Source organism: Prevotella sp. 10(H) (assembly GCF_000711235.1).
Classification (GTDB): Bacteria; Bacteroidota; Bacteroidia; order Bacteroidales; family Dysgonomonadaceae; genus Dysgonomonas.
Map to the genome: position 1 here is coordinate 311,037 of NZ_JOMI01000002.1, position 22,798 is coordinate 333,834.

Here is a 22,798-nt window from a genome sequence, read left to right on the forward strand (position 1 = left end):
AAAAAACGACTATTCAGTTTTGAATAGTCGTTTCAATTTAGAAATATTATTAATCTTCGAAGGATAGCCATTTAAATTTAAAGTAACTAAGACTGGATGTGTTGACGAAATTAATTTACACGAGTATTATACAATAAATCAAAATACGAACAAGTTATTATTAGGTGGCTTATACTTAATCCACAAAATTCAGGCTTATGTACAATTTTAATCTTAATGAAAATGAGAAAATTATTGATTATTATTTTGATTTCATTAGCAGGTATGAATATGAATTTATTTTCGCAGGAAAATGATCAATGATTTTCTGTATCTATTGATTCAGTGAAGACAAAAGGAGATAATATATTGAATAAGGTTCTTCTTTTTTACGTATCTATTAAGAATCATTCATCAAAAAAATTAGAATTTCACCATACTCCTATTTACATGTCTGCCAATCAGGGTTGGAATATGATTTTAAAAAAGAATAATGTGGTAAAAGTTGAATGGGATGATAGTCGCTATATGGGTGATATTTATCGTCGCCTTAAAACTTTTATTATAGAAGGGAATAAAGAATTTAATGTAGAATTTCCAATACAAATATCTTCTATGGTAGTTTCTGGCTCTAATGACAATTTATCAGGGAATGATACTTGTCAATTGATATTATCTACTGCTGAATCAAGGGAAAATAACACATGTTCGGTAAGCAGTAATGTTATTGGATTTGAGATAAAATGATGTTTTATTTATATTTATTAAAAAGAGAGGATAATTTGTATTGTCCTCTCTTTTTTATCATACCATCCAATATTACTGCTGAATTACTTTCATTAAGTTGAAAATCAACCTTAAAATATTCCCCAAATATTTTTCACATTACTTTTCGCAGTATTCCACACCTCGTCGCCGCGTCCGGCTAATATCAGTTTTATCATAGCTTCTGCAAAACCTTTCATCTGATCGAACTCGACTTTTGGGGGCATTGCCAATGCATTCGGGTCGGTTTGCACACTAACAAGCACAGGTCCCTGAATAGCGAAAGCTGTACGCAAAGTTTCTTCGACTTTATCAGGTTCGTTAACTGTAAGACCTTTCATTCCCATTGCTTCGGCTATTTTTACAAAGTCAGGATTATACATATCGGTTTGCCAGTCTGGTAAGCCTGCAACTTCCATTTCCAGTTTTACCATACCCAGTGTCCTGTTATTGAATACGATCAGTTTTACAGGCAGATTGTATTGTACGATTGTTGCCAGATCTCCCATCATCATCGATAATCCGCCGTCGCCGCAAATTGCAACAATCTGTTGGTTAGGGCGTGCCATTGCTGCCCCTATCGACATTGGCATGGCATTTGCCATCGATCCGTGATTGAAAGAGCCGAGCATTTCGCGCTTGCCTGTAGCTGTCAGATAACGGGCACCCCATACGCAGCACATTCCCGTATCAACGCAGAATATAGCATCGTCGGTAGCTATTTTATCTATGAGGGTGGTTACATATTCAGGTGCTATATTTCCTTCGGTTCCGTTCTTTTCGGCAATCGATATCATATTATCTTTTACCTTTTTGTAGAGTTTAAGCTGACTTTTGAGAAAGCTGTCGTTGCTTTTCGTTTGTACCAACGGAATCAATACTTCAAGTGTATCCTTAACATCTCCGCCTAGCCCGAGATCGACTTTAGCACGGCGTCCTATACGTTCCGGTCTTATATCGAGCTGTACTATTTTACATTTGTCGGGCATAAAACTTACATATGGAAAGTCAGTTCCCAGTAATATAAGTAAATCGCAAGCATGCATAGCTGCAAAGGCCGACGGCATACCTAATAGTCCGGTCAGACCTACTTCATAGGGATTATCATACTGAATAGCCATTTTCGATTTAAAGCTGTAACCGACAGGGGCTTTTATTTTTGCTGCCAGTTCTACAATCTCATCATGTGCATCTTTCGCTCCCAGACCGCAATATATGACTACTTTTTCGTGTACATTAATCATGTCTGCCAGTTTTTGAATCTCTGACCTCCTAGGGTGATACACACCTTTGCTAGGAAGGGCAAAAGAAGCTGTCGGGCTTTCTACTGCTTTGCTGGCTGCCAGATCGCCGGGCATGCCGAGTACTGATACTTCTTTTTTGTGTATAGTGTGCTGAAGCGCTCCCTGCAGCATTCTTGAAAATTGGGTAGGAGTGACTGCCAGTTGATTATATCCGCTACAATCGTCGAATAATTTTACAGTACTTGTTTCCTGGAAATAAGATGTACCGAACTCATCGGAAGGGCAGGTAGAAGCCAGAACAAATACCGGAGCATTGCTTCGGTGTGCATCGTAAACACCATTTATAAGATGTACGTGTCCCGGACCACTGCTTCCGGCGCAACAGGCTATGCCGTTTAATTGTGCTTCAGCTGAGGCTGCAAAAGCGCCTGTTTCCTCGTGGCGTACATGTACCCATTTTACCGTCTCTTGTTTTCTTACCGCATCGTTTACTTCATTAAGGCTGTCGCCTGTGACAGCATAAATTCTTTTGATCCCAGCTTTATCTAATGTTTCTACAAGCTGTTCCGCAACTTTTTTACTCATAACTTTATAATAATTTTATCTGATAATCTTCTGTAAAACAGAAAATCCCTCCTGGAAGGAAAGAGGGATTTTCTTCATGTCAACTATTTTGTATGTAAATATCTAAGTGTGATTAATTGGCAGTAGCCTTTACCCTGTCTTCCTGACTCATTGCTGCCAATCCTTTCACTTTTTCTATATCTAATCCTAAACCTTGTGCCACGCGCGTTCCGTATTCAGGATGCGCTTTGTAAAATATGGCGCATTGACGGTACTGGATGCGTTGCTGTGCATTTTTAATATGCCCTACAATATTGCTTACAAGGTTGCCTCTGTCGTAATCGGACATTACGCGCGAATATAATTCGCCTGCCTGTATATAATCTATATCACCTAACGGATACTCATGACGTGCCGCCATTCCCTGTACATTTATGGACGGAGGAGTGAACGATACATCCAGTGTGGCACCGTTGAAAGAGTTCGGATAATAATTAGGAGCGGCGTCTTTTCCGAGATTCATATGTCCGTCACGCTGGTAATTATGCATCGGACATTTTGGTGCATTTACCGGTAGCTGTTCGAAGTTTGTTCCCAAACGGTGACGCTGTGTATCGGGATAGCTGAACAGACGAATCTGAAGCATCTTATCCGGAGAGGATGCTATGCCCGGCACAAAGTTGCTTGGTGAAAATGCAGCTTGTTCGATTTCATTGAAATAATTCTGCGGATTCCTGTTCAGCACGAAACGTCCTACCGGAATCAGTGGATAATCGCTGTGATACCATACTTTAGTTATATCAAACGGATCGAACTTATAATTGTCGGCCTCTTCGGGTTTCATTATCTGCACATAGGCTGTCCACGACGGGAAGTTGCCTTTTGCTATATTGTCGAACAGGTCGCGGGTGGCGTAGTCGGCATCCGTTCCTGCAAGTTCCACGGCTTGCTGATCGGTCAGGTTTTTAATTCCCTGATCAGTTTTAAAATGCCATTTTACCCAGAAGTGTTCACCTTTTGCATTATACCACATATAGGTATGGCTTGAGAAACCGTGCATATGGCGAAAACCGTCGGGAGTACCACGATCTGAAAAAAGGATTGTCACCTGATGGATACTCTCAGGTGTCAAAGAAAGAAAATCCCAGAATGCATCGGCATCTTTCAGGTTCGAAAGAGGGTTTCTTTTCTGAGTGTGAATGAAATCAGGAAATTTTATACCGTCGCGGATAAAGAATGTAGGCGTATTATTTCCTACCATATCGTAATTACCCTGATCAGTATACAGCTTAAGGGCGAAGCCGCGCGGATCGCGTGCAGTATCGGCAGAACCTTTTTCTCCTCCTACGGTAGAGAAGCGGGCGAGCATCTCTGTCCTCTTACCAACTTGTGAAAGGAAATCGGCACAGGTGTACTGCGTGACATCGTGAGTTACTTCAAAGTAGCCGAATGCTCCCGACCCTTTTGCATGTACTACTCTTTCAGGGATGCGTTCTCTGTCGAAATGAGCCAGTTTTTCTACCGTATGCACGTCCGACAATAATGTCATTGTAGGATTTTGTGTGGTGATAGAAGCCTGATCATTGTCAACAGGATTTCCCTGATTAGTGGTCATAATCTTTTTGTTTTCTTGCATAATGTAGTATGTTATGATTAGTATAAGTATAAGATCGTTTTGTGTAATACATATCCTGCCTGTATTGTTAACATGAAAATTATATATTTTGTTTAAAGGATATTGAATAAAATTTCCGCTAAAAAGAATTTACCGGGTAAAAATTTTTTTGCACAACTGACGGAAATTTGTTATATTTAGGGGAAGACAAATAATACACAAGCCTATGAATGATCTGGTTACCATAAAAATATCGGAAATACCCGGAGAACTGGCTATAGTAAAAAGTTATCTGGATGATAAGGGAATATTCAGTTACCTGAAAGACGAGCTTATGTTTCAGGTTCACCCCTATGCCATAGGAGGAGTAAAACTACAAGTGAAGGAAGAAGACAGGGAAGAGGCGATTAATTTTCTCATTGAAGGCGGCTTTGCCAAAAAAGAAGATTACGAAATCCCTCAGTCTACCCTGAAAATGGCAGACTTATATGAAAAAATAAGCCGTTGGTTTTCCGGAAAATAATAAAGCTGGTTTACTGCTTGTTCCTTGTCCTTACTTTATAATTCGGATCATAATTGCGTATCCACCATTTATACATGAATACGGCCGTGATGCAGTATACTCCTGCCTGTATCCATAAAGTAATGTATTCGAACCATACATCCGACAGGGTCGAACCCATTGTATTAATTTTAATAAACCCGTGTATGCCCGGTGTGGAAGGTATGATATACGCTATTGACTTTAACGGTGCAGGTATGGCAGTCCACGGCCATGAGATGCCCGACATGAATATGAAAAGTACGCTGGTAAACACAAACAGCATCATACTGAATTCGCGCTGTGAGCAGAAATAAGACAATGTCATGGCGAAGAAAGTTGCAGCCAGCAGGAACGGCATAAGGAATGCAGCTATAATAATAGGATCGCCTATCTGTGGAAACTTGAATATGTAAGGAACCACTCTCAATATCCAAACAGAAATAATCATATACAGCGAAACATAGCAGAAAGCTTTCCCGATAGTCAGTTTTACGGAATGCACATTCCGGCCCTCGGCAGTATGGGAAGCAATGGAAAAACGCTTCTTATCGTTGTGAGTTCCTACTATAGTAGCGATACCGAGAATGAGCGTCTGTTGTATAATCAGAATAAGTATGGCAGGCACCAGAAAACTGGCAAAACCGTTTTGCGTATTATACAGGGGAATCCATTCGTTTTCTACTGTCTGACGTGTTGCAGCTTCTTCTTCCTGACTGCCGCCGCCTGTTTCAGCTACACGTATATCTGCTCCCATATCAAGAGATACTTCTGTGGCGCTTAATAACATAGCCTTATAAAAGAGCAGGCTGCTCATGTCAGAGAATACACTCACCTGTGTCTGCTGCTGTGTATTGATTTTCTTACTGAAATCGCGTGGTATATACATGATGCCGTATGCTTCCTTGCGTCTCATGGCTTCTTTGGCTTCTTCCATATTGGTAGCGTAGCCAATTATATTTACATCGGCTGTAGCATCTACTTTTCTTTTGAACTCGCGGGAAAGAGCCGATTGTGAATCATCTACGACAACAACTTTAACTTCGTGTACCGTTTCATTGTTATAGATAAAGCTATATAAAACAGGATAAGCCAGCGGAACTATAAAGAAGAGCAGTACGATAGCCTCATCCCTGAAAACAACTTTAAATTCGTTGATCCAGACGTAATATATATCAAGTAATAATTTTTTCATATTATCATCTATATTTTCAGGCTCTACTCTTCATACAAATTATAAGCAAGCAATTTTCTTATTACTCCCAAGAAAAAGACCGACACTAAAGCAAAAGCTATCAGAGCGGCATACTGATACATCGAATATCCTACCGGAATACCATTCAGCGCCTGATCTACATATATAAGAAAAAAATGCCGCAACGGGAATATATTACTCAATGCACTCAGGCTGCCGTCCATTGCTAATGTAGAAAAGGAAAATCCTGTAATAGAGAACGATACCATTCCGATAAGGCTGGCAATACTCAAAGCCAGACGGTAATTACGGAATATGCCCAATAATATAATACCCGTTCCCTGTGCTGCAATTATCAGGCAGAAATAATTGAAGAACATCGGCCAGAAACCGCTATGCAACGGGAATTTGTTGTAATAATAGAATACCGACATGAATAATAAAGCAATTACGGTATAAAGAATCGTATAAGGCAATAATTTGCCCGTAACAACTTTTACAATCGAATTATCTCCCATATTCATTAAGAGACTTCCTGTGCGGGATTTTAGTTCCGAACCCAGACAGGATACTGTAAACATCAGTATTATGAGTTGAAGTATCCCCGGCAATATGATGTTGTTCAAATATACGGAATAGTTCAGCCATGGATTACCCAAGGGATGTGTATCTAATGTTATCGGCTGCAGGATAGGCATTATCTGGTTTACCGTAAATCCTTTTGCCTCGGCCGTTTGTAACCCTACCGATGCGGAAGCTAGTGTAGATATTGTCCTTAAATCCTGAAACAGAAGAGAGCCGGATATCAGAAATGCATTATTCGTATAATATACCAGCTTTGGGCGATCACCCGAAATAGCATCCTTTGCAAAATCTTTGGGTATCGTCAATACGGCATATACCTCCATTCTTTCCATCTGCTGACGGGCTTCCCTGAAAGAAAGGCTTTTATATTTGATATTGGTTTTTTCGAATGCATCCAGTTGGCGTACTAGGGCGCGGCTGGTAGTTGTATTGTCCATATCTACAACCGCAATAGGAATACGTGACGGCAAACCGCTGTGCATCATCCATACGAAGATAACAAGGCATAATATGGGTGTGACAAATAAGCCCCAGATACATATCTTGGATGAAGAAATGCGCAGCCATTCCCTCTTGAATATAGCCCATATGCCTTTTCTGGACTCCATCTATACTTATTCTTTTATAATGAGTGACATTCCGGGCAGTACATCGATCGCTTTATCCTTGAAGCGTGCTTTTACTTCGAAAGTCTTCCGGTCGTACTGGCCTGTTGTTTTTGTCGCTTTCCATGCAGCATACGAGCCTAAGTCTTTTACATAATATACAGTCATTTCCACATTCTGGTCCAGAGCGGGAACATAGGCAGTTATAGTAGTTCCTATATCTTTATAGTTCTTAAGCCTGTCTTCGCGAATGTTGAAAGAACCCCATTTGTCATCCAGTTTAGCAACATTCATTATCGGAGCACCTGTCCCTACAAGTTCACCCTCATTCGGGAACTTTTCGGTTACCTTGCCATCTGTCGGAGAAATAAGATAGCTTTCATCGATATAAGATTCTACTTCCGCTACAGCACCTTTTGCCCTGTCGAGCATTGCCAGTGCAGCTTCTTTATCTTCTCTCTCGGCACCGTTAACAGCCATGGTGTATTGCGATTTGGCTGCTTTTTCGGTAGCAACTGCCGCATCGTATTGTGCCTGTGCTTCGTCACGTTTTTGTGCAGTAACAACTCCTTTTTCGTATAGGTTTTGCACACGGATATATGATTTTTTGGCAATGTCAACACCGACAACAGCCTTTTGCCACATCTCATAAGCTCCCTGTATTTCTTCCGAGCGAGCACCTTTTATTGCTTTCTGATTTTGTGCTGCAGCTCCCTGTTCGGCAGCGCTCGCCTGTGCAAGTTTGGCTTCTACGTCAGGGATGCTAAGAATGGCAAGTGTATCGCCCCTTTTTACATAGCTTCCTTCATCTACAAGGTATCTTGCTATACGTCCGGGAACTTTGCTCGATATGCGAACTTCCGTGACGTCTGCTTCTCCCTGTATGATGTTATCTTCCTGATTCAGAAAGAAGAATCCGTAAAGTCCTACGATTATGATGACTGTAGCGAAAACCAAGATAGGTATGAGTTTCGACCCTGATTTTTTGTTCTCTGTATCCATATTTTTGTTTATTACGAGTTATCGGTGATTATTAATGTCTGTCTTGCTAACAGATAGTTAAAGTTTGCGACCCAATGCTTTGTTCAGATAAATCCTGCAAAGAATAATATCTATCTGTGCATCGATCTGATCCGAATGTGCTGAAAGCCATGCCGTATGTGCAGCCATAACATCTGAAGCAGAGATTACACCTTCTTCAAATCCTACAGTAGCATAACGCAGGTTTTCATCGGCTTTTTCGGTGTTTTTCTGTGTTGTGGCCAGTTTTTTATTCGCTTCGGACAGCTTGTATGCGGACTGGTTTATTTGAAGTGTGATTTTTTCTTTAGCATCTGCCAGTTGAAACTGTTTTATACGAGTTTCAGTCTTTGCTACGTTTAGTTTAGCTGAATTGGAAAAGAAATTCAGTGGTACTTTTACGATTACTCCTACATTCCACATGCCGTCGAACTTCTTTTCAAATCCGGCCGAGAGATTAGGATTTGTCCACAGATAATTCGCAGTAAGTGCTACATTCGGCATAAAGTCCGCCAACGCAATTTTCTCCTGCTTGCCTGAGATTTTTGTTGCCAGTTCGAGGCTTCTTATTTCTGTCCTGTTTGCCAGCGCTTCGTCTATGTTTGGAATGGTATCGTTGTCGGTAGTTATTCCCAGATTATCCAGATTTTCGTCTTTAACTGTAATTGCATTGCTGATCGGTAGCCCGCAAATCTGCGATAATAACATTTTGGCAAGGCTAAGACCATTTTCCGCTTTGGTGAGGGTCATTTCGGCTTCGTTCAGTTTTACGTTTACCGATAGCCTATCAGCCTTTGTAGCAACACCTTCTTCTTCCATGGCCGAAATATCGTAATCCATCTTCTTCATCAGTTGTACATACGATTCGGCGAGTTTCTTTTTATTGGCAACCGATACCACTTGCCAGTAGGCATTATCCACTTCTACGATGACGTCGGTCATCTGGGTTTCCTTCATTGTTTTGGCAAGCTCCTGCGCGTACGATCTGAGGTCGTTGTAGGCAATGATCTTACCTCCCATAAATATTGGTTGGGTAAGGTTAAAACCTCCGGCCCATACATTTTTTATATCTACTTCTCCTGCTTTATATATTCCATTCCTGATATTATCATCGAGAGGAATAGAAGTGATATCTCCGATCGGTATAGGAAGAGCTATTTCAGGAGGGAGCATAGGCAGCAGGTGCAGGCTTTTTTGATTACGCAGATATCCTCCTACAAACTGTATTTCGGGAAAGAACTTAGAGAGCGCCTCCTTCTTGTTGTAGTAGGCTGTCTTTTCCTGTTCGGATGCTATCTTGAGCGCCTTATTATTGTCGATTGCCAGTTGCCGGCATTGCTCCAGAGTTAATAGTTGCTGGGCAGCAATATTAATGTTAAGGGCAAATATGAAGAGGAGCATTGCTCCCAAAATCCTTTTCATCATATCGGGGATATTCTTTTAATTTTTCAATTGGTTGTCTGTGCAACTATTAAGCAAAATTATACACAGTTTTCTAAACCTACAATGCTTGCATTTGTTTTTTATTAATATTTTAACATCTTATAAATAAAAAGGTTCACTTTTTATTATTCTATTATCCTCGCATGAAATATAATGTATGTGAAATGAAGATTTTGAAAAAGATAATTATTTTGTTACTTCGTCTATCAGGTAGAATATAGATTTGAAATTAATATCGCTGTATTCACTTAGTCCGATCTCGCAGGTACGGCTGGTCGAATACCCATCTTTGCAGTCGGCAGGAACCTGTTCTGAGAGGTGTCTAAGCCCATGTTGGTTAAGTTCAGGATAAGTAAACCCCCTGTCCCCTGCAAATCCGCAACAATTACTGTCGACAAAGGCAACCTCTTTCGAACATAAATGAGCGATATGCAGCAGTTTCTCTTCCATACCAATTTTCTTCACAGAACATACGGGGAATATTGTAACTATGTCCCGTGGATTTTTTATAGTAAGTTTAGGCATTACAAAATCCAGCATAAATTCAATAGGGTCGTATATCCGCAGGTTTTTGTTTTCGTAAGCCTCATGAAAGGTATAAAAACACGGGCTCATATCGAACAGTACCGGATATTTGCCGTTCTCCGATGCTTTCAATAAAGCATTTTCGAGTTCTTTTGATTTACGCGAGCCTTCTTCTTTCAGTCCTTTACTGCTGAAGGCCATGCCGCAGCAAAGACTATTCAACCCTTCGGGATATACAATGGTAAAGCCTGCCCGTTCAAGCAGTTCTTTGGTTTTTTGAGTTAGTTCGACGTCGCCTTTTTCATATCCGTTCGATTTTCCCATCGAGCGGTTGATGCAGGAAGGAAAGTAGACAACTTTGTCTGCTTGTGTTGTATCGGTTGCTATATCCTTAATTTTATGCGCGCCTTTCGGCATATCCTTATTCCATTTAGGAATGGTCTTAAAAGATACAGTCCTCATTGCCGAAGCAATTCCTCCCATAAGTGTATCGCCTAGTACGGTATGAAAGAAGTGGACAAAATTAAGTCCGCCGCGCATCGCTGAGGTTGTTCCTGCCATATGGTTACCGATAGACGAAGCTATGCTTTTTGCCATGCCTGAAGCCTTGTCGTGTCGCCAGTCTTTTACATATTTGCCCGTATCTATCTTTACAGGACAGGCAATGCCACATAGACCGTCGGTAGCACAGGTTTCATCGGAGTAATACTGTGCATCGTGTTGCATTTGTTTCAAACGTGCGGGATTTTCCATTGTTGTCTTTAACCGTGAAATCTCGCGGGCAATGACGATACGTTGACGCGGCGAAAGCGTCAGTCCTTCCGATACACAGTGAGGTTCACAAAATCCGCATTCCATGCATTTGTCTACGATTTCATTGACGGCAGGCAGCGGTTTCAGGTTTTCCAGATGTATTTTTGGATTCTGATTGATTACTACACCCGGATTAATAAGGCGATTGGGATCGAAAATATCTTTTATTCTGACCATTATCTTATAGGCGGCTTCTCCCCATTCCTTTTCTACAAACGGTGCCATATTACGCCCTGTTCCATGTTCGGCCTTGAGTGAGCCGTCGAATTTATTGACAACAATATCTGCCAGTTCGTCCATCATATCCGCATATCGCTGCACTTCACTCGGAGTATTGAAATCCTGTGAAAAGACAATATGGAAATTGCCGTCGAGGGCATGCCCGTAAAGTACGGCATCCGCATAACCCGACCGTTTGAAAAGCTCTTTGAGGGCAACGCAGGCTTCGCCGAGCCTTTCCACCGGGAAAGCTACATCTTCTATCAGGCAGGTAGTCCCTGTCTTGCGCAGGCCGCCGATAGTAGACAATAAGCCTTTGCGTGCTTTCCAGTTAAAATTATATTCTTTTGGGTTGGAAGTAAAGCGATATGGCTGTAATGTTTCAATATAAGAAATAGTATTGCGCACTATCTTTTCCTTATCCGCCATTTCATCTTCATTGTTTCCTTGTATCTCTACTAATAGCAAACAAGCAGTTTCGGGCAATGTGCGGAAATAAGAAGGTGCTTCCGGATCATCTTCGATAGAACGGATAGAATCCCTGTCAAGTAATTCTACTGCCGAAACCGGAGTTTGTTTTAAAAGGGGAACAACACTACAGGCTTTTTCTATAGTATCATATATCATCAGGGTACAGGCCTTGTATTTTTCATCCACAACTGTATAGTATGTTATATCGGATATAAAAGCAAGCGTACCTTCCGAACCTATCATCAGATGTTTTATAATATCGATAGGGTCGTCGTAATCGACAAGTGCATTAATACTATATCCTGTTGTATTCTTAATCTTAAATTTATGCCTTATGCGTTCCGATAAATTAGGATTCGCCTTTATTTCATCCCGCAAAGACTCGATTTCCCTTATCAGGTCAGCATGTGTTTCTCTGAAACTTAGCTTGCTGGCTTCGTCGGCAGTATCCAGAATCGTGCCGTCATATAATACAATCCGGATATCGGCAATGGTTTTATATGAATTCTGATCGGTGCCGCAACACATACCACTGGCGTTATTAGCTGCTATGCCACCTATCATGGCTGCATTGATAGAAGCGGGGTCAGGGCCTATTTTTCTACCGAAAGGCTTTAAATAAATATTTGCCCTTGCTCCCGTAATGCCCGGTTGCAGTTTTATTTTCAATGCATCATCATCCAGAATGGTATATTTACGCCATTCGTGTGTAGCTACCATAAGCACTGAATCAGATATCGCCTGTCCCGAAAGGCTAGTTCCGGCAGCGCGGTAAGTGACAGGTATATTTAGCCGTCCTGTTTGGCGGATCACTTCCACGGCTTCTTCTTCGGTATGTACCTGTACCACAATCTTTGGAATCAATCGATAGAAACTGGCGTCCGTACCATATGCAAGCAATTGCAAAGGGTTTGTTATGATGCGTTTTACAGGAATAGTTTTTGATAATTCTTCTTTCAGTTGCTGATAATTTGCTGGTAACATAGCCGGTCTCTTAAGCGGATTCAATAGATTAAATACTTTGCAAGTTATAAAACATAATCGAGATATCCTTTTGCTGCGAAAAGAATATCCGGACAGTATATACATTTCATTAATTAACAAAAACATCATAAAGCGGTTTAATCAGTATAAAATCTTTGTGTGTAAATTAATGTCAAAGGGGCGATTAAAAAAATACAAAACTCATAAATAACATCCGTATAGTTCTTTATATATAATAAAAATGACTAATTTTGTGCGTCAAATTCAGCAAACGAAAAAACGAAATATTATTCATTTTTAAATTAATTAGAACAATGAGAATCGAGAAAATTTTCGCACGTGAAATCTTGGATTCAAGAGGAAATCCTACAATCGAAGTTGACGTAACGCTTGAATGTGGTGTGCTTGGCCGCGCTGCTGTGCCTTCAGGTGCTTCAACAGGAGAAAACGAAGCTTTGGAACTTCGCGACGGTGACAAAAAACGTTACGGTGGTAAAGGTGTAGTTAAAGCTGTAGATAATGTAAATAAAGTTATTGCTCCTGCTCTTTTAGGTGAGTCTTCTCTTGACCAAAGAGGAATCGATAATAAGATGCTTAAATTGGACGGAACAAAAACTAAATCTAAACTTGGTGCAAATGCTATTCTTGGTGTATCTCTTGCTGTAGCTAAAGCTGCTGCTAACTACCTTGAAATGCCGCTTTACCGTTATATCGGCGGTACCAATACATATACCCTTCCTGTTCCGATGATGAACATCATCAATGGTGGCTCTCACTCTGATGCTCCTATCGCGTTTCAGGAATTTATGATCCGCCCTGTAGGTGCAAAATCTTTCAAAGAAGGTTTGAGAATGGGTGCGGAAGTTTTCCACGCTCTTAAGAAAGTTCTTCACGACCGTGGTCTTAGCACTGCTGTAGGTGACGAAGGTGGTTTTGCTCCGGCTCTTGAAGGAACAGAAGATGCTTTGGAATCTATCCTTGCTGCTATCAAAGCTGCAGGTTACAAACCGGGCAAAGATATCACTATCGCGCTTGACTGTGCTGCTTCTGAATTCTTCGATAAGAAAACAAAAGTATATGATTATACTAAATTCGAAGGTAAGAAAGCTGCTAAACGTAAAATCGCAGATCAGGTTAAATTCCTTAAGGAACTTACTGAAAAATATCCTATCGATTCTATCGAAGACGGTATGGATGAAGGAGACTGGGACGGATGGAAAAAACTTACAGACGCTATCGGCGACAAAGTTCAGCTTGTAGGTGACGACTTGTTCGTTACTAACGTTGAATTCCTTCAGAAAGGTATCGAAAGCGGATGTGGTAACTCTATCCTTATCAAAGTAAACCAGATCGGTACACTTTCAGAAACTCTGGATGCTATCGAAATGGCTCACCGTGCAGGTTATACAAGCGTAACTTCTCACCGTTCGGGTGAAACTGAAGATGCTACAATTGCTGATATCGCAGTTGCTACAAATTCAGGTCAGATCAAAACAGGTTCGCTTAGCCGCACAGACCGTATGGCTAAATACAACCAACTTCTCCGTATCGAAGAAGAACTTGGAGACAAAGCTGTTTACGGTTGGAAGCGTGTACAACGTACAAAATAAGAAGTAAACTCTTTATATAGAAAAGGCCGGCACTCAAGTGCCGACCTTTTTTCTTTCACTTACAAACTTTTAATTTATAAATATGTGTGGAGCTAATACTATAAATACTATGAAAAAACTAATCTTTTTATTTTTTATTCTTTTTGCATTTGTTGCGTGCGGTAATGATGATGATACGGAGGTGATTGTGGAAGAGCCGCAAGAAGACTACACTAAATATGTAGGTTATAAGCTGGAATATTATGATCTTAAAGCAGATGTAAAGTCGGTAGAGCGGGTGTATTATAATATAGAAGGCGGTAACATTGATACTAAAAGGCCCAGCCGGAAGGAGAGATATTATTTTGATAAAAACGGAGTTCTTGTTAAAGCTGTCGGATACACCCTAGAGCTTGTTTCTATTTCCGAAGCTGGCGAATATGAATACAGGTTTAAATTATCAACAGAACAATTATATACATATGATGAAAAATACAGACTCACAGAACATACTTATACCCAATATAATTTCAGGGTATCAAAGACAATATATACTTTTGATGAAGAAAATAAAACGGCTGTTGGAATTGAATATGAAGTTAATAGTGACGGGCTAACGCCTAAACAAAAATATAATTATGTATTGGATGAGAACGGAAGAATAAATACAGAAAGTATTAGTGTTTATCTACCCAAAGAGAAAAAGTCGGAAACTTTAGTTGATAAAAGAGAGTATAAATACATAAAGGAAATAGATTTAAAAAGTAATGCAGTGTTGTTTTACGGAAATCATTTGAATGCTATGGGATATAATCAGATATCAGATTATTATGAGCAATCAATCGAATACTATGATGGAACTTCTGGAGGGTCTACAATAAGAGAAGAAACTATACCCCGTTCAAATGCATATGGAGTTTCAAAATATTCTGATTACCAGCTTAATGGTAATGCAAAATCTTTAATAGAATTTGTTTATACAGATGGAGAATTGGTCTGGGACAATGAAGATAATATTTTGGAAACAGGTCATCCTATCACTAAGAAGATTATGAATTTTGACTCGAATGGTGTTTGCATTGAATATACTAGTTTTAGAAGGGAATTTATAGAATATATTAATAATGTTCCTAGATTTGGTAGTCTCAGAGAAGAAGGTTATTTCAAGTATGAATATGATTCAAAATTTAGGATAACATCTTTGTATGACGAATATTTTTATTATGAAAATGTAGAAACGACCACTCCCAAAACGATTGATAAATCAATACGAATAATAACATATGACGATACTAAAAACACGGCAACAGCTCTAAATTATTTGTATGATGGAAACAATATATGCGAAAAACCATATAGTAAAACTGTATATAACCTTGACCCGGCAGGATTTATCAATATGTTTAATTATGAAGAATATAGTATTTCCGAAGGGAAAAAGACAAAAAATCAATTAACAGGAGATATAAATGAATTTAATGAAACACCATATGTGAAATCCGCCCTTATTAAAAGATTTGATACCCAAAAAAATATGATTGAGCAATATAATCTAAATAAATTTTATAATGAGGATGGAAGTATTGATAAAACAGAGATTCGTTCTTATAGAAAAAGAGAAATCACCTACTACTAAATATTCAACATAAAACTAAAAAACCGACAGTATAATCTTCTGTCGGTTTTTGTTTTAAATACGAATCTCACTATATTTGTGGCACAGCAAGTCGAAGCCTATGAACCGGATCTACATTATACTTCTCTTTTTGTTTTTTGTTTCCAGCGTCAACCTTTTTGCGCAAAAGGATAAAGATACACCACGAAACGGAGAAGGGATTCATTCTTTTCTGAAACGTAACAAGCGGAATGCCGACGATCACTATGATCTTTTTCGCCAACTCAATAAAGGGAAATTCGGTAAAAAGAATTCTCTTCTGAAAGGTGTAAGCTATACTCTGCCTTCTTTATCCGATAAGAAGAAAACAATAGATAACTCTTCAACAAATACTCAGTCCGGAAAAACGCGGACATATAAACTCTTTGGTAAAGACTATGAAAAATATACTGTTAAATCCAATAAACTTAAAGGCGCCTGTTTTTATCTATCCAGCGGACATGGAGGTCCTGATCCGGGTGCGGTAGGAAAAATAGACGGTTACGAAGTTCATGAAGATGAGTATGCTTATGATATAACTTTGCGCCTTGCCAGAGCGTTAATGGAAGAAGGGGCTACCGTTCATATGATTATTCAGGATGCAGTCGATGGTATTCGTGACGACAGGTATCTGGCTAACAGTAACCGTGAAACCTGTATGGGAGAAGCGATTCCTCTTAATCAGGTAAAAAGACTGAGACAACGCAGTAATAAGATTAACAGCCTTGCCCGACGATCAAAAGAAAAATATAAACGGGCAATCTTTATCCATGTCGACAGCCGGAGCCAGAATAAGCAACTCGATGTCTTTTTCTATCATGCAAAGAACAGCACGGCCGGTAAAAAACTGGCAACCAGAATGAGGCAGACCTTTAGCGAACACTATGACAAACATCAGCCCACACGCGGATTTACAGGAACGGTTACTCCACGTAGTTTGTATATGCTCGATAACACTTCACCTGTAGGCATCTATGCTGAACTGGGTAATATACAAAACAGTTTCGACCAGCGGCGGTTTCTCGATCCGAACAACAGACAGGCATTAGCCAACTGGATGTGCAGGGGATTTATAAAGGATTATGAAAGTTGGAAAAAAGGAAACTAGCAGATTTATCACCTGTTATTTAGATTAAATCGATACATTTGTTGCAATAAAAATATGAAATCATGAGACTATTATTAATTAGTAATTCAACAAATCCGGGAGAAGCCTATCTCGACTATCCGAAAAGCAATATTAAAGAGTTTTTGGGTGACAAGCCTGTAAAAGCTCTCTTTATTCCTTACGCTGCCGTTACTTTCTCTTACGACGAATACGAGGCAAAAGTCAATAATCGTTTTGCAGAAATAGGGCATAGTGTGGTAAGCATTCATCATTTCAGCGATCCTAAAAAAGCCACAGAAGAAGCCGAAGCTATTGTAGTAGGTGGTGGTAATACATGGAAGTTGGTGCGTATGATGCGCGATAACGGGATAATAGGACCGATACGCAAAAAGGTAAAATCGGGCACACCGTATATAGGATGGAGCGCCGGCTCGAATGTGGCCTGTCCCACTCTTCGCACAACGAACGATATGCCGATTATCGATCCTAAAGGTTTCGATGTTATAGACCTCGTACCTTTCCAGATCAATCCTCATTATCTCGATGCTCACCCCGAAGGACACGGCGGGGAAACACGTGAAGACCGCATTAGGGAATTTATTACTGAAAATCAGGATATGTATGTTGTCGGTTTACGCGAGGGTACTATGCTAAACCTTGAAGGAGATACTCTAAAAATGATAGGGATGAAAACAGCCCGTATATTTAAGTACGGACAAGATTCGAAAGAATTGACAAAAAATGATGATTTCAGTTTTTTGATGAAGTAATATATATTTGCTAACGGGGGAAGTCGTTCAGGCTTCCTCTAAGCAAACCATCACAAATTCTTTTTCCACCTTATAATAAGCCGTAAATCTGTGTTGAGAATCGGTGCGGGATTCCATAGTTGTAAATATTCCTGATTGTTGAGGTACAAACTTATTGACAAACAAATGTTCCCTGAAATCGATGCTGTCCGCATCGAGAAATTTAAACATCGCTTCTTTGGCCGACCAGTGTAATAGCAGGTGCACCAGTTCATGGCTTTCATCTACATATTCTTTAGGGCCAATAATGCGGCTCTGCACACGTCTTATCTTATCCGAAATTTGCTCTATATCTAATCCTATCGGCTTTTCTTTATTGATGGCAACAGCAACAAATCGCTTGGTGTGCGATATGCTGATGTAAGATGAGTTATCTGCAAAATATGGCTTTCCTGTATTATTATATAAAATTTCTTTTTCCTCGCCTGTCAGTTCTTTTATCAACAATCTGGCGGAAAGGATTTCCAGTATGCGGGATTCTGATTTAATCGAATATATATTACTGACCCATTCTTTATGGATTAACGACGTCAGAAGTTCTTCCTTTGTTTCTTCAATCTTCCACACGCCGAGTAAAGTCGAGGGAGTAATATATTCTTTGTAATAAAGCATTATGGCTTCAAAGGTAAAACTTTTTTCATCATATCGGTAAAGATAGCCGCCATGCGTTGCTGAATGTATTGCTCTTTTCCTTCATGCGGATGCCAGCCGAATTCTTCTCCATGAATAGATTCATTGTTATGCGCGTAAAAAGTACTCCATTGAGTTTCCGTTACAGGATGCAGGTGATTCTTCGAAAAACCGATGTATTTGTCGAATTCCACAACAGGAAAGCCCCATTTTTCTCCTAACTTGCGAATGGAAGAATTAAATGTAACCCGCCCATCGTGCCAATGCGTACAAAGAACGACTACGGCTGGCTTACCGTTTTCAGTTCCATAGTATTTGGATTCTTTATCGAATTTCAGATTATAGCATTCTGTCAGATAACGTTTGATTACATAATCGTAAGCAGTGGCATAATTAGAACGGTCGAAAGGAGTTGTATATTCCGTATAATCATTCTTTAATCCGACAGTATCCAAGACCTCTCTGTTATGTACATGCATGATGACAAATGCATCCATGTTTTCGAGTTCTTGCTTTGTATATAGTTCTCCGTTCGACATCTTATTAGCTGCGTCTACGATTGCCATACCGCCTACAGAAGGGTTGATCGGTTTTGCATTCAGATGTTTACATGCCAGTTCAAACCAGCCGTTATTCGCTGATGCAAATGATGCTCCTGTGATAAATAAGGTGTATTTAGTGTCTTTCTCTGATGAGCCTTTATGACATTGTGTTATAGATATGGTCAGAACAGATAATACCAGATAAAGCAATAGTTTTTTCACAGCAAGATTTCTTTAGTAATGAAGAAAATAAAAGGAGTTCTACTTTCATAAAACTCCTTTCAGTATTTAATTATAAGATATTAGTTGATATATGCTAATACTTGGTTCTTTTGCACTTTAGCTCCCTGTTTTGTTTCAATTTGTATGATTTTACCGGATGAAAGGGCTTTCACTTCCTGTATACCATAGTAAGTCTGAATGAAACAAACAGTATCGCCTTCCTTCACTGGGGTACCAATTACCGGAGCGGTAGATACATCATCCACATCGATCTGCCAGATTACCTGACCGCTTACAGTTGCTTGCAATGGCTTAGCGTCCGGATACTTCTGCTGGATAGCCTCTGCATCGAATGCAGGAACTTCAACTACCTGACGGGTAACAATGATAGGAGCGCCTGCTTTTTCTTTCTCTTTTTCAAGGTCGGCATTGAAACGTTCCTTAGCCAGTCCTGATTTATAATCGCGGTATTGGCGGTCGTGCATAGCCAGTTCGAACAATTCTTCGTCATCCTGTCCGTAATCCCATCCCTTTTCGTCCATTTCCTTACGGTATGTATCGAGAGCGTCAGGATATTCATCCTGAGGATTACCAGTATAGAATTCAAGATTTTTTGATTTAGCCAAAGCAATGATTTCATCGTCAAGTTTACCCGGAAGCGTACCTGTCTTACCCAAAATCATATTCCAGCTATCTTTGTCGATGTTGGAGAAACGAGGTTGTCCCTGAGCCATAGCGAAGATATTCATCAGCGCGATATTCTTCACATACTGGCTGAACGGTGTTACCAATGGCGGATAACCAAGTTTAGGCCATATATATTCTACTTCTTCGAATAGTTGTACTACGAGGTCGTTCAGTGTTACTTCAGCCTTGCCGTTGTTGCGCAACGCCATATTGATAGCAGAGTGCATACCGCGAAGGTCGGCCATCATTGATCCCATCATACCGCCCGGAAGCCCGCAACCTACAAGAAGTGAGTTCATGATCTTGTTGGAAGGGTCGATCCAGTATCCGAGGAAATCATCGATGAAAGACTGTGTCAGTGCACGGGCTTCCATATATGCGCTCATATTGATATCAGGAACAGAGAAGCCTGCATCTTTCAGCATAGCCTGTATTGTAATCACATCCGGATGTACCATACCCCACGCCAACGGCTCGATAGCCGTATCGAGATAATCGGCTCCGGCACGTGCTACTTCGAGCATAGAAGCTACGGAGAATCCCGGGCCAGTGTGTCCGTGATATTCGATTGTAATATTAGGATGCCTGTCTTTAAGTGCTTTCACCAGCTTACCGAGGAAAGCAGGACGGCCTACACCGGCCATATCTTTAAGGCAAAGCTCGTCGGCGCCGAAGTCCACCAGCTTGTCTGCAAATTTTACGTAGTAGTCAACAGTATGGATGGGAGAGTGTGTAATACAAAGTGTTCCCTGTGAAATCATCCCTGCTTCCTTAGCATATTTTACGGACAATTCGAGGTTGCGCGCATCGTTCAATCCGTCGAAAGAACGTGCTATATTTGTTCCCTGAGCCTTTTTTACCTTAAACATCAACTGACGTACATCTTTCGGAACCGGATACATACGCAATGCATTCAAGCCGCGTTCAAGCATGTGCGTCTGTATGCCTACCTTATTGAATGGGGCAGTCCATTCGCGAACCGATTTGTTCGGATTTTCGCCGTAAAGCAGGTTTACCTGCTCGAAAGCGCCACCGTTAGTCTCAACACGGGCAAAACATCCCATATCGATGATGACTGGTGCAATTTGTGTCAGTTGGTCGACACGCGGCTGGTATTTACCCGAAGACTGCCACATGTCACGATAAACAAGGCTAAATTTAATTTCTTTTCCCATGACTGTTTTTAAAGATGTTATATTGAAAAAGAGCAGCATAAAAATATCTTATACATGCTCTAAAATCTATTAATTCATTATCTGTATATCAACCTTTTGATTGCATTACAAATTTAGTTTTTTATATCTGAATATAAGAATAAAACAATTATTAAAATTATCAATTTGTCATAAAAAATCCATAATAACCGGACTTTTCCTTAACCATTTTTCCATATTGCACAAATGAGTTAAAAGTGAGCAATAAAAAGTTAGTGATATTTTTTATTAGCTATTTTTAGCAGGTATTCTAAAAACTTCTTAACCGCAAATACGTTAACATTAGAAATAAATTTATAAAACGAAAAAATAGAGATATGAAGAACGGGGTAATGATACAGTATTTCGAATGGAACCTTCCTAATAAAGGTGAATTCTGGAATCAATTGAAAAAAGATTCAAAGCATCTGCACGAAATAGGGGTAACTTCGGTATGGATACCACCCGCGTGTAAAGCTACGACTTCCGATGATGTCGGTTATGGGATATATGATTTATATGACTTAGGCGAATTCGATCAGAAAGGTTCTGTAAGGACAAAATACGGCACAAAAGAAGAACTTAAGGCGGCAATAGAAGAATTACAAAAAAATCAGATATGCGTATACTTCGATGCGGTAATGAACCATAAAGCCGGAGCGGATTATACCGAAAAGTTTTTAGTTAAGGAAGTGGACCCGAATGATCGCGAAAGACAAATTTCGGATGCATATGAAATAGAAGGCTGGACGGGCTTCGATTTTCCGGGCCGCGGCGATAAATATTCTAACTTCAAATGGCATTACTATCATTTTTCGGGAACCGATTTCAATCAGGAAAACGGAAAAGTGTCTATTTATCAGATTCAGGGAGACGGTAAAGCATGGGCTGAAGGTGTAGACGGCGAAAATAGCAATTACGATTATCTGATGTTTGCCGACATTGATTTCGACCATCCCGAAGTTATAGAAGATGTAAGCAATTGGGGTAAATGGGTTGCGAATGAACTTAATCTCGATGGATTCAGACTGGATGCAATTAAACATATAAACAGCAAATTTATAGGGCACTTCCTCGATACGGTCAGAAAGGAACGTGGCGAAGAATTTTATGCTGTAGGCGAATACTGGAGAAAAGATGTGCAATCGTTGAATGATTATCTGGCAGCTCTGGATTATAAGGTTGATTTATTCGATGTGGCACTGCATTATAATTTTTATCAGGCATCTAAAAAAGGAAAGGATTATGATTTACAGCATCTGATGGATGACACGCTTGTGAAGAATCACCCTGAAGTGACGGTAACATTTGTCGACAACCACGATTCCCAGTGGGGCAGTTCCCTCGAATCGCAGGTAGACGGCTGGTTTAAACCTCTTGCGTATGGATTGATACTTTTACAGAAAGAAGGTTATCCATGTGTATTTTACGGGGATTATTACAGCATAGGTGATAAACAGTCGCCTCACCACCTGATTATAGACATCTTGCTAGATGCCCGCCGTAAATTTGCATACGGAGATCAACAAGACTATTTTGATCATCCAAATACAGTCGGTTTTTACCGTACAGGGGATGACAAGCATCCGGGCTCGGGACTTGTATTCCTTATGTCGAACGGAGAAGAAGGGTTCAAAACCATAAATGTAGGAGAAAACCGCAAAGGTGAAGTCTGGTATGAATTTACAGGCAATATAAAAGATGAAGTAACTATCGATGAAAACGGAAACGGTACTTTTACTGTAGAAGGTGGAAACCTTGCCGTTTGGGTAAAGAAAGGATAATCGATTTAATGA

The 22,798-nt window shown here is 40.1% G+C and carries 17 protein-coding genes; 7 read left to right on the forward strand and 10 right to left on the reverse strand.

Features of this window, described 5'->3' with window-relative positions; translation table 11 throughout:
• Nucleotides 1-324 precede the first annotated feature (324 nt).
• Nucleotides 325-726 carry a hypothetical protein gene (locus K348_RS0104910; RefSeq protein WP_029903487.1) on the forward strand — a complete coding sequence of 134 codons (402 nt, stop codon included), beginning with the start codon at nt 325-327 and terminating at the stop codon, nt 724-726.
• Nucleotides 727-836: 110 nt separating this feature from the next.
• On the opposite strand, the gene K348_RS0104915 is transcribed toward K348_RS0104910, so the two are convergent.
• Together K348_RS0104915 and K348_RS0104920 are read right to left on the reverse strand one after the other, a co-directional pair.
• A complete protein-coding gene (locus K348_RS0104915) occupies nt 837-2,573 on the reverse strand; it encodes a thiamine pyrophosphate-dependent enzyme (RefSeq protein WP_029903488.1) in 1,737 nt (578 codons plus the stop codon).
• Nucleotides 2,574-2,685: 112 nt separating this feature from the next.
• Nucleotides 2,686-4,188 carry a catalase gene (locus K348_RS0104920; protein ID WP_029903489.1) on the reverse strand — a complete coding sequence of 501 codons (1,503 nt, stop codon included), beginning with the start codon at nt 4,186-4,188 and terminating at the stop codon, nt 2,686-2,688.
• A 205-nt stretch (nt 4,189-4,393) separates the two neighbouring features.
• Here K348_RS0104920 and K348_RS0104925 point away from each other — a divergent pair, with 205 nt between their 5' ends.
• The gene (locus K348_RS0104925) at nt 4,394-4,690 is read left to right on the forward strand and encodes a hypothetical protein (RefSeq protein ID WP_051697628.1); all 297 of its coding nucleotides are present in this window, start codon (nt 4,394-4,396) and stop codon (nt 4,688-4,690) included.
• Between the two features lie 10 nt (nt 4,691-4,700).
• On the opposite strand, the gene K348_RS0104930 is transcribed toward K348_RS0104925, so the two are convergent.
• The 5 genes from K348_RS0104930 to K348_RS0104950 all read right to left on the reverse strand — a co-directional run bounded on the left by K348_RS0104930 (nt 4,701) and on the right by K348_RS0104950 (nt 12,568).
• Entirely contained in the window at nt 4,701-5,903 is a 1,203-nt protein-coding gene (locus K348_RS0104930) for an ABC transporter permease (RefSeq protein ID WP_029903493.1), read from the reverse strand.
• A gap of 23 nt (nt 5,904-5,926) precedes the next feature.
• On the reverse strand, nt 5,927-7,096 hold the full coding sequence (locus tag K348_RS0104935) for an ABC transporter permease (RefSeq protein ID WP_029903495.1): 1,170 nt from the start codon (nt 7,094-7,096) through the stop codon (nt 5,927-5,929).
• 6 nt (nt 7,097-7,102) lie between these two features.
• Nucleotides 7,103-8,095, reverse strand: a complete 993-nt coding sequence (locus K348_RS0104940; RefSeq protein ID WP_029903496.1) for an HlyD family secretion protein — start codon at nt 8,093-8,095, stop codon at nt 7,103-7,105.
• A 57-nt stretch (nt 8,096-8,152) separates the two neighbouring features.
• Nucleotides 8,153-9,535, reverse strand: a complete 1,383-nt coding sequence (locus K348_RS0104945) for a TolC family protein (protein WP_029903498.1) — start codon at nt 9,533-9,535, stop codon at nt 8,153-8,155.
• A 207-nt stretch (nt 9,536-9,742) separates the two neighbouring features.
• On the reverse strand, nt 9,743-12,568 hold the full coding sequence (locus tag K348_RS0104950; RefSeq protein ID WP_029903500.1) for an FAD-binding and (Fe-S)-binding domain-containing protein: 2,826 nt from the start codon (nt 12,566-12,568) through the stop codon (nt 9,743-9,745).
• Nucleotides 12,569-12,882: 314 nt separating this feature from the next.
• Between K348_RS0104950 and eno the strand changes: the two genes are divergently transcribed.
• The 4 genes from eno to pepE all read left to right on the forward strand — a co-directional run bounded on the left by eno (nt 12,883) and on the right by pepE (nt 17,689).
• The gene (gene eno, locus K348_RS0104955; protein ID WP_029903502.1) at nt 12,883-14,178 is read left to right on the forward strand and encodes a phosphopyruvate hydratase; all 1,296 of its coding nucleotides are present in this window, start codon (nt 12,883-12,885) and stop codon (nt 14,176-14,178) included.
• A 109-nt stretch (nt 14,179-14,287) separates the two neighbouring features.
• Nucleotides 14,288-15,793 (forward strand): hypothetical protein, encoded by a 1,506-nt coding sequence (locus tag K348_RS0104960; protein WP_156032782.1) that lies wholly within the window; start codon nt 14,288-14,290, stop codon nt 15,791-15,793.
• Nucleotides 15,794-15,893: 100 nt separating this feature from the next.
• On the forward strand, nt 15,894-16,919 hold the full coding sequence (locus K348_RS0104965) for an N-acetylmuramoyl-L-alanine amidase (RefSeq protein WP_029903506.1): 1,026 nt from the start codon (nt 15,894-15,896) through the stop codon (nt 16,917-16,919).
• A gap of 62 nt (nt 16,920-16,981) precedes the next feature.
• On the forward strand, nt 16,982-17,689 hold the full coding sequence (pepE, locus tag K348_RS0104970) for a dipeptidase PepE (RefSeq protein WP_029903507.1): 708 nt from the start codon (nt 16,982-16,984) through the stop codon (nt 17,687-17,689).
• A 27-nt stretch (nt 17,690-17,716) separates the two neighbouring features.
• On the opposite strand, the gene K348_RS0104975 is transcribed toward pepE, so the two are convergent.
• The 3 genes from K348_RS0104975 to K348_RS0104985 form a co-directional block, all read right to left on the reverse strand.
• Nucleotides 17,717-18,340 (reverse strand): 4'-phosphopantetheinyl transferase superfamily protein, encoded by a 624-nt coding sequence (locus K348_RS0104975; RefSeq protein WP_029903519.1) that lies wholly within the window; start codon nt 18,338-18,340, stop codon nt 17,717-17,719.
• Entirely contained in the window at nt 18,340-19,122 is a 783-nt protein-coding gene (locus K348_RS0104980) for a DUF5040 domain-containing protein (RefSeq protein ID WP_029903522.1), read from the reverse strand. Before K348_RS0104980 ends, K348_RS0104975 begins: the two co-directional genes overlap by 1 nt.
• 80 nt (nt 19,123-19,202) lie before the next feature.
• On the reverse strand, nt 19,203-20,984 hold the full coding sequence (locus tag K348_RS0104985) for a biotin/lipoyl-containing protein (protein ID WP_029903524.1): 1,782 nt from the start codon (nt 20,982-20,984) through the stop codon (nt 19,203-19,205).
• Nucleotides 20,985-21,340: 356 nt separating this feature from the next.
• Here K348_RS0104985 and K348_RS0104990 point away from each other — a divergent pair, with 356 nt between their 5' ends.
• Nucleotides 21,341-22,786 carry an alpha-amylase gene (locus K348_RS0104990; RefSeq protein ID WP_029903526.1) on the forward strand — a complete coding sequence of 482 codons (1,446 nt, stop codon included), beginning with the start codon at nt 21,341-21,343 and terminating at the stop codon, nt 22,784-22,786.
• Nucleotides 22,787-22,798 lie beyond the last annotated feature (12 nt).

Bases quoted from the DNA above. Each gene is read 5' to 3' on its own strand.
- K348_RS0104915 (WP_029903488.1), bottom strand. From the start codon at position 2,573: ATGAGTAAAAAAGTTGCGGAACAGCTTGTAGAAACATTAGATAAAGCT.
- K348_RS0104920 (WP_029903489.1), bottom strand. From the start codon at position 4,188: ATGCAAGAAAACAAAAAGATTATGACCACTAATCAGGGAAATCCTGTT.
- K348_RS0104925 (WP_051697628.1), top strand. From the start codon at position 4,394: ATGAATGATCTGGTTACCATAAAAATATCGGAAATACCCGGAGAACTG.
- K348_RS0104930 (WP_029903493.1), bottom strand. From the start codon at position 5,903: ATGAAAAAATTATTACTTGATATATATTACGTCTGGATCAACGAATTT.
- K348_RS0104935 (WP_029903495.1), bottom strand. From the start codon at position 7,096: ATGGAGTCCAGAAAAGGCATATGGGCTATATTCAAGAGGGAATGGCTG.
- K348_RS0104940 (WP_029903496.1), bottom strand. From the start codon at position 8,095: ATGGATACAGAGAACAAAAAATCAGGGTCGAAACTCATACCTATCTTG.
- K348_RS0104945 (WP_029903498.1), bottom strand. From the start codon at position 9,535: ATGAAAAGGATTTTGGGAGCAATGCTCCTCTTCATATTTGCCCTTAAC.
- K348_RS0104950 (WP_029903500.1), bottom strand. From the start codon at position 12,568: ATGTTACCAGCAAATTATCAGCAACTGAAAGAAGAATTATCAAAAACT.
- eno (WP_029903502.1), top strand. From the start codon at position 12,883: ATGAGAATCGAGAAAATTTTCGCACGTGAAATCTTGGATTCAAGAGGA.
- K348_RS0104960 (WP_156032782.1), top strand. From the start codon at position 14,288: ATGAAAAAACTAATCTTTTTATTTTTTATTCTTTTTGCATTTGTTGCG.
- K348_RS0104965 (WP_029903506.1), top strand. From the start codon at position 15,894: ATGAACCGGATCTACATTATACTTCTCTTTTTGTTTTTTGTTTCCAGC.
- pepE (WP_029903507.1), top strand. From the start codon at position 16,982: ATGAGACTATTATTAATTAGTAATTCAACAAATCCGGGAGAAGCCTAT.
- K348_RS0104975 (WP_029903519.1), bottom strand. From the start codon at position 18,340: ATGCTTTATTACAAAGAATATATTACTCCCTCGACTTTACTCGGCGTG.
- K348_RS0104985 (WP_029903524.1), bottom strand. From the start codon at position 20,984: ATGGGAAAAGAAATTAAATTTAGCCTTGTTTATCGTGACATGTGGCAG.
- K348_RS0104990 (WP_029903526.1), top strand. From the start codon at position 21,341: ATGAAGAACGGGGTAATGATACAGTATTTCGAATGGAACCTTCCTAAT.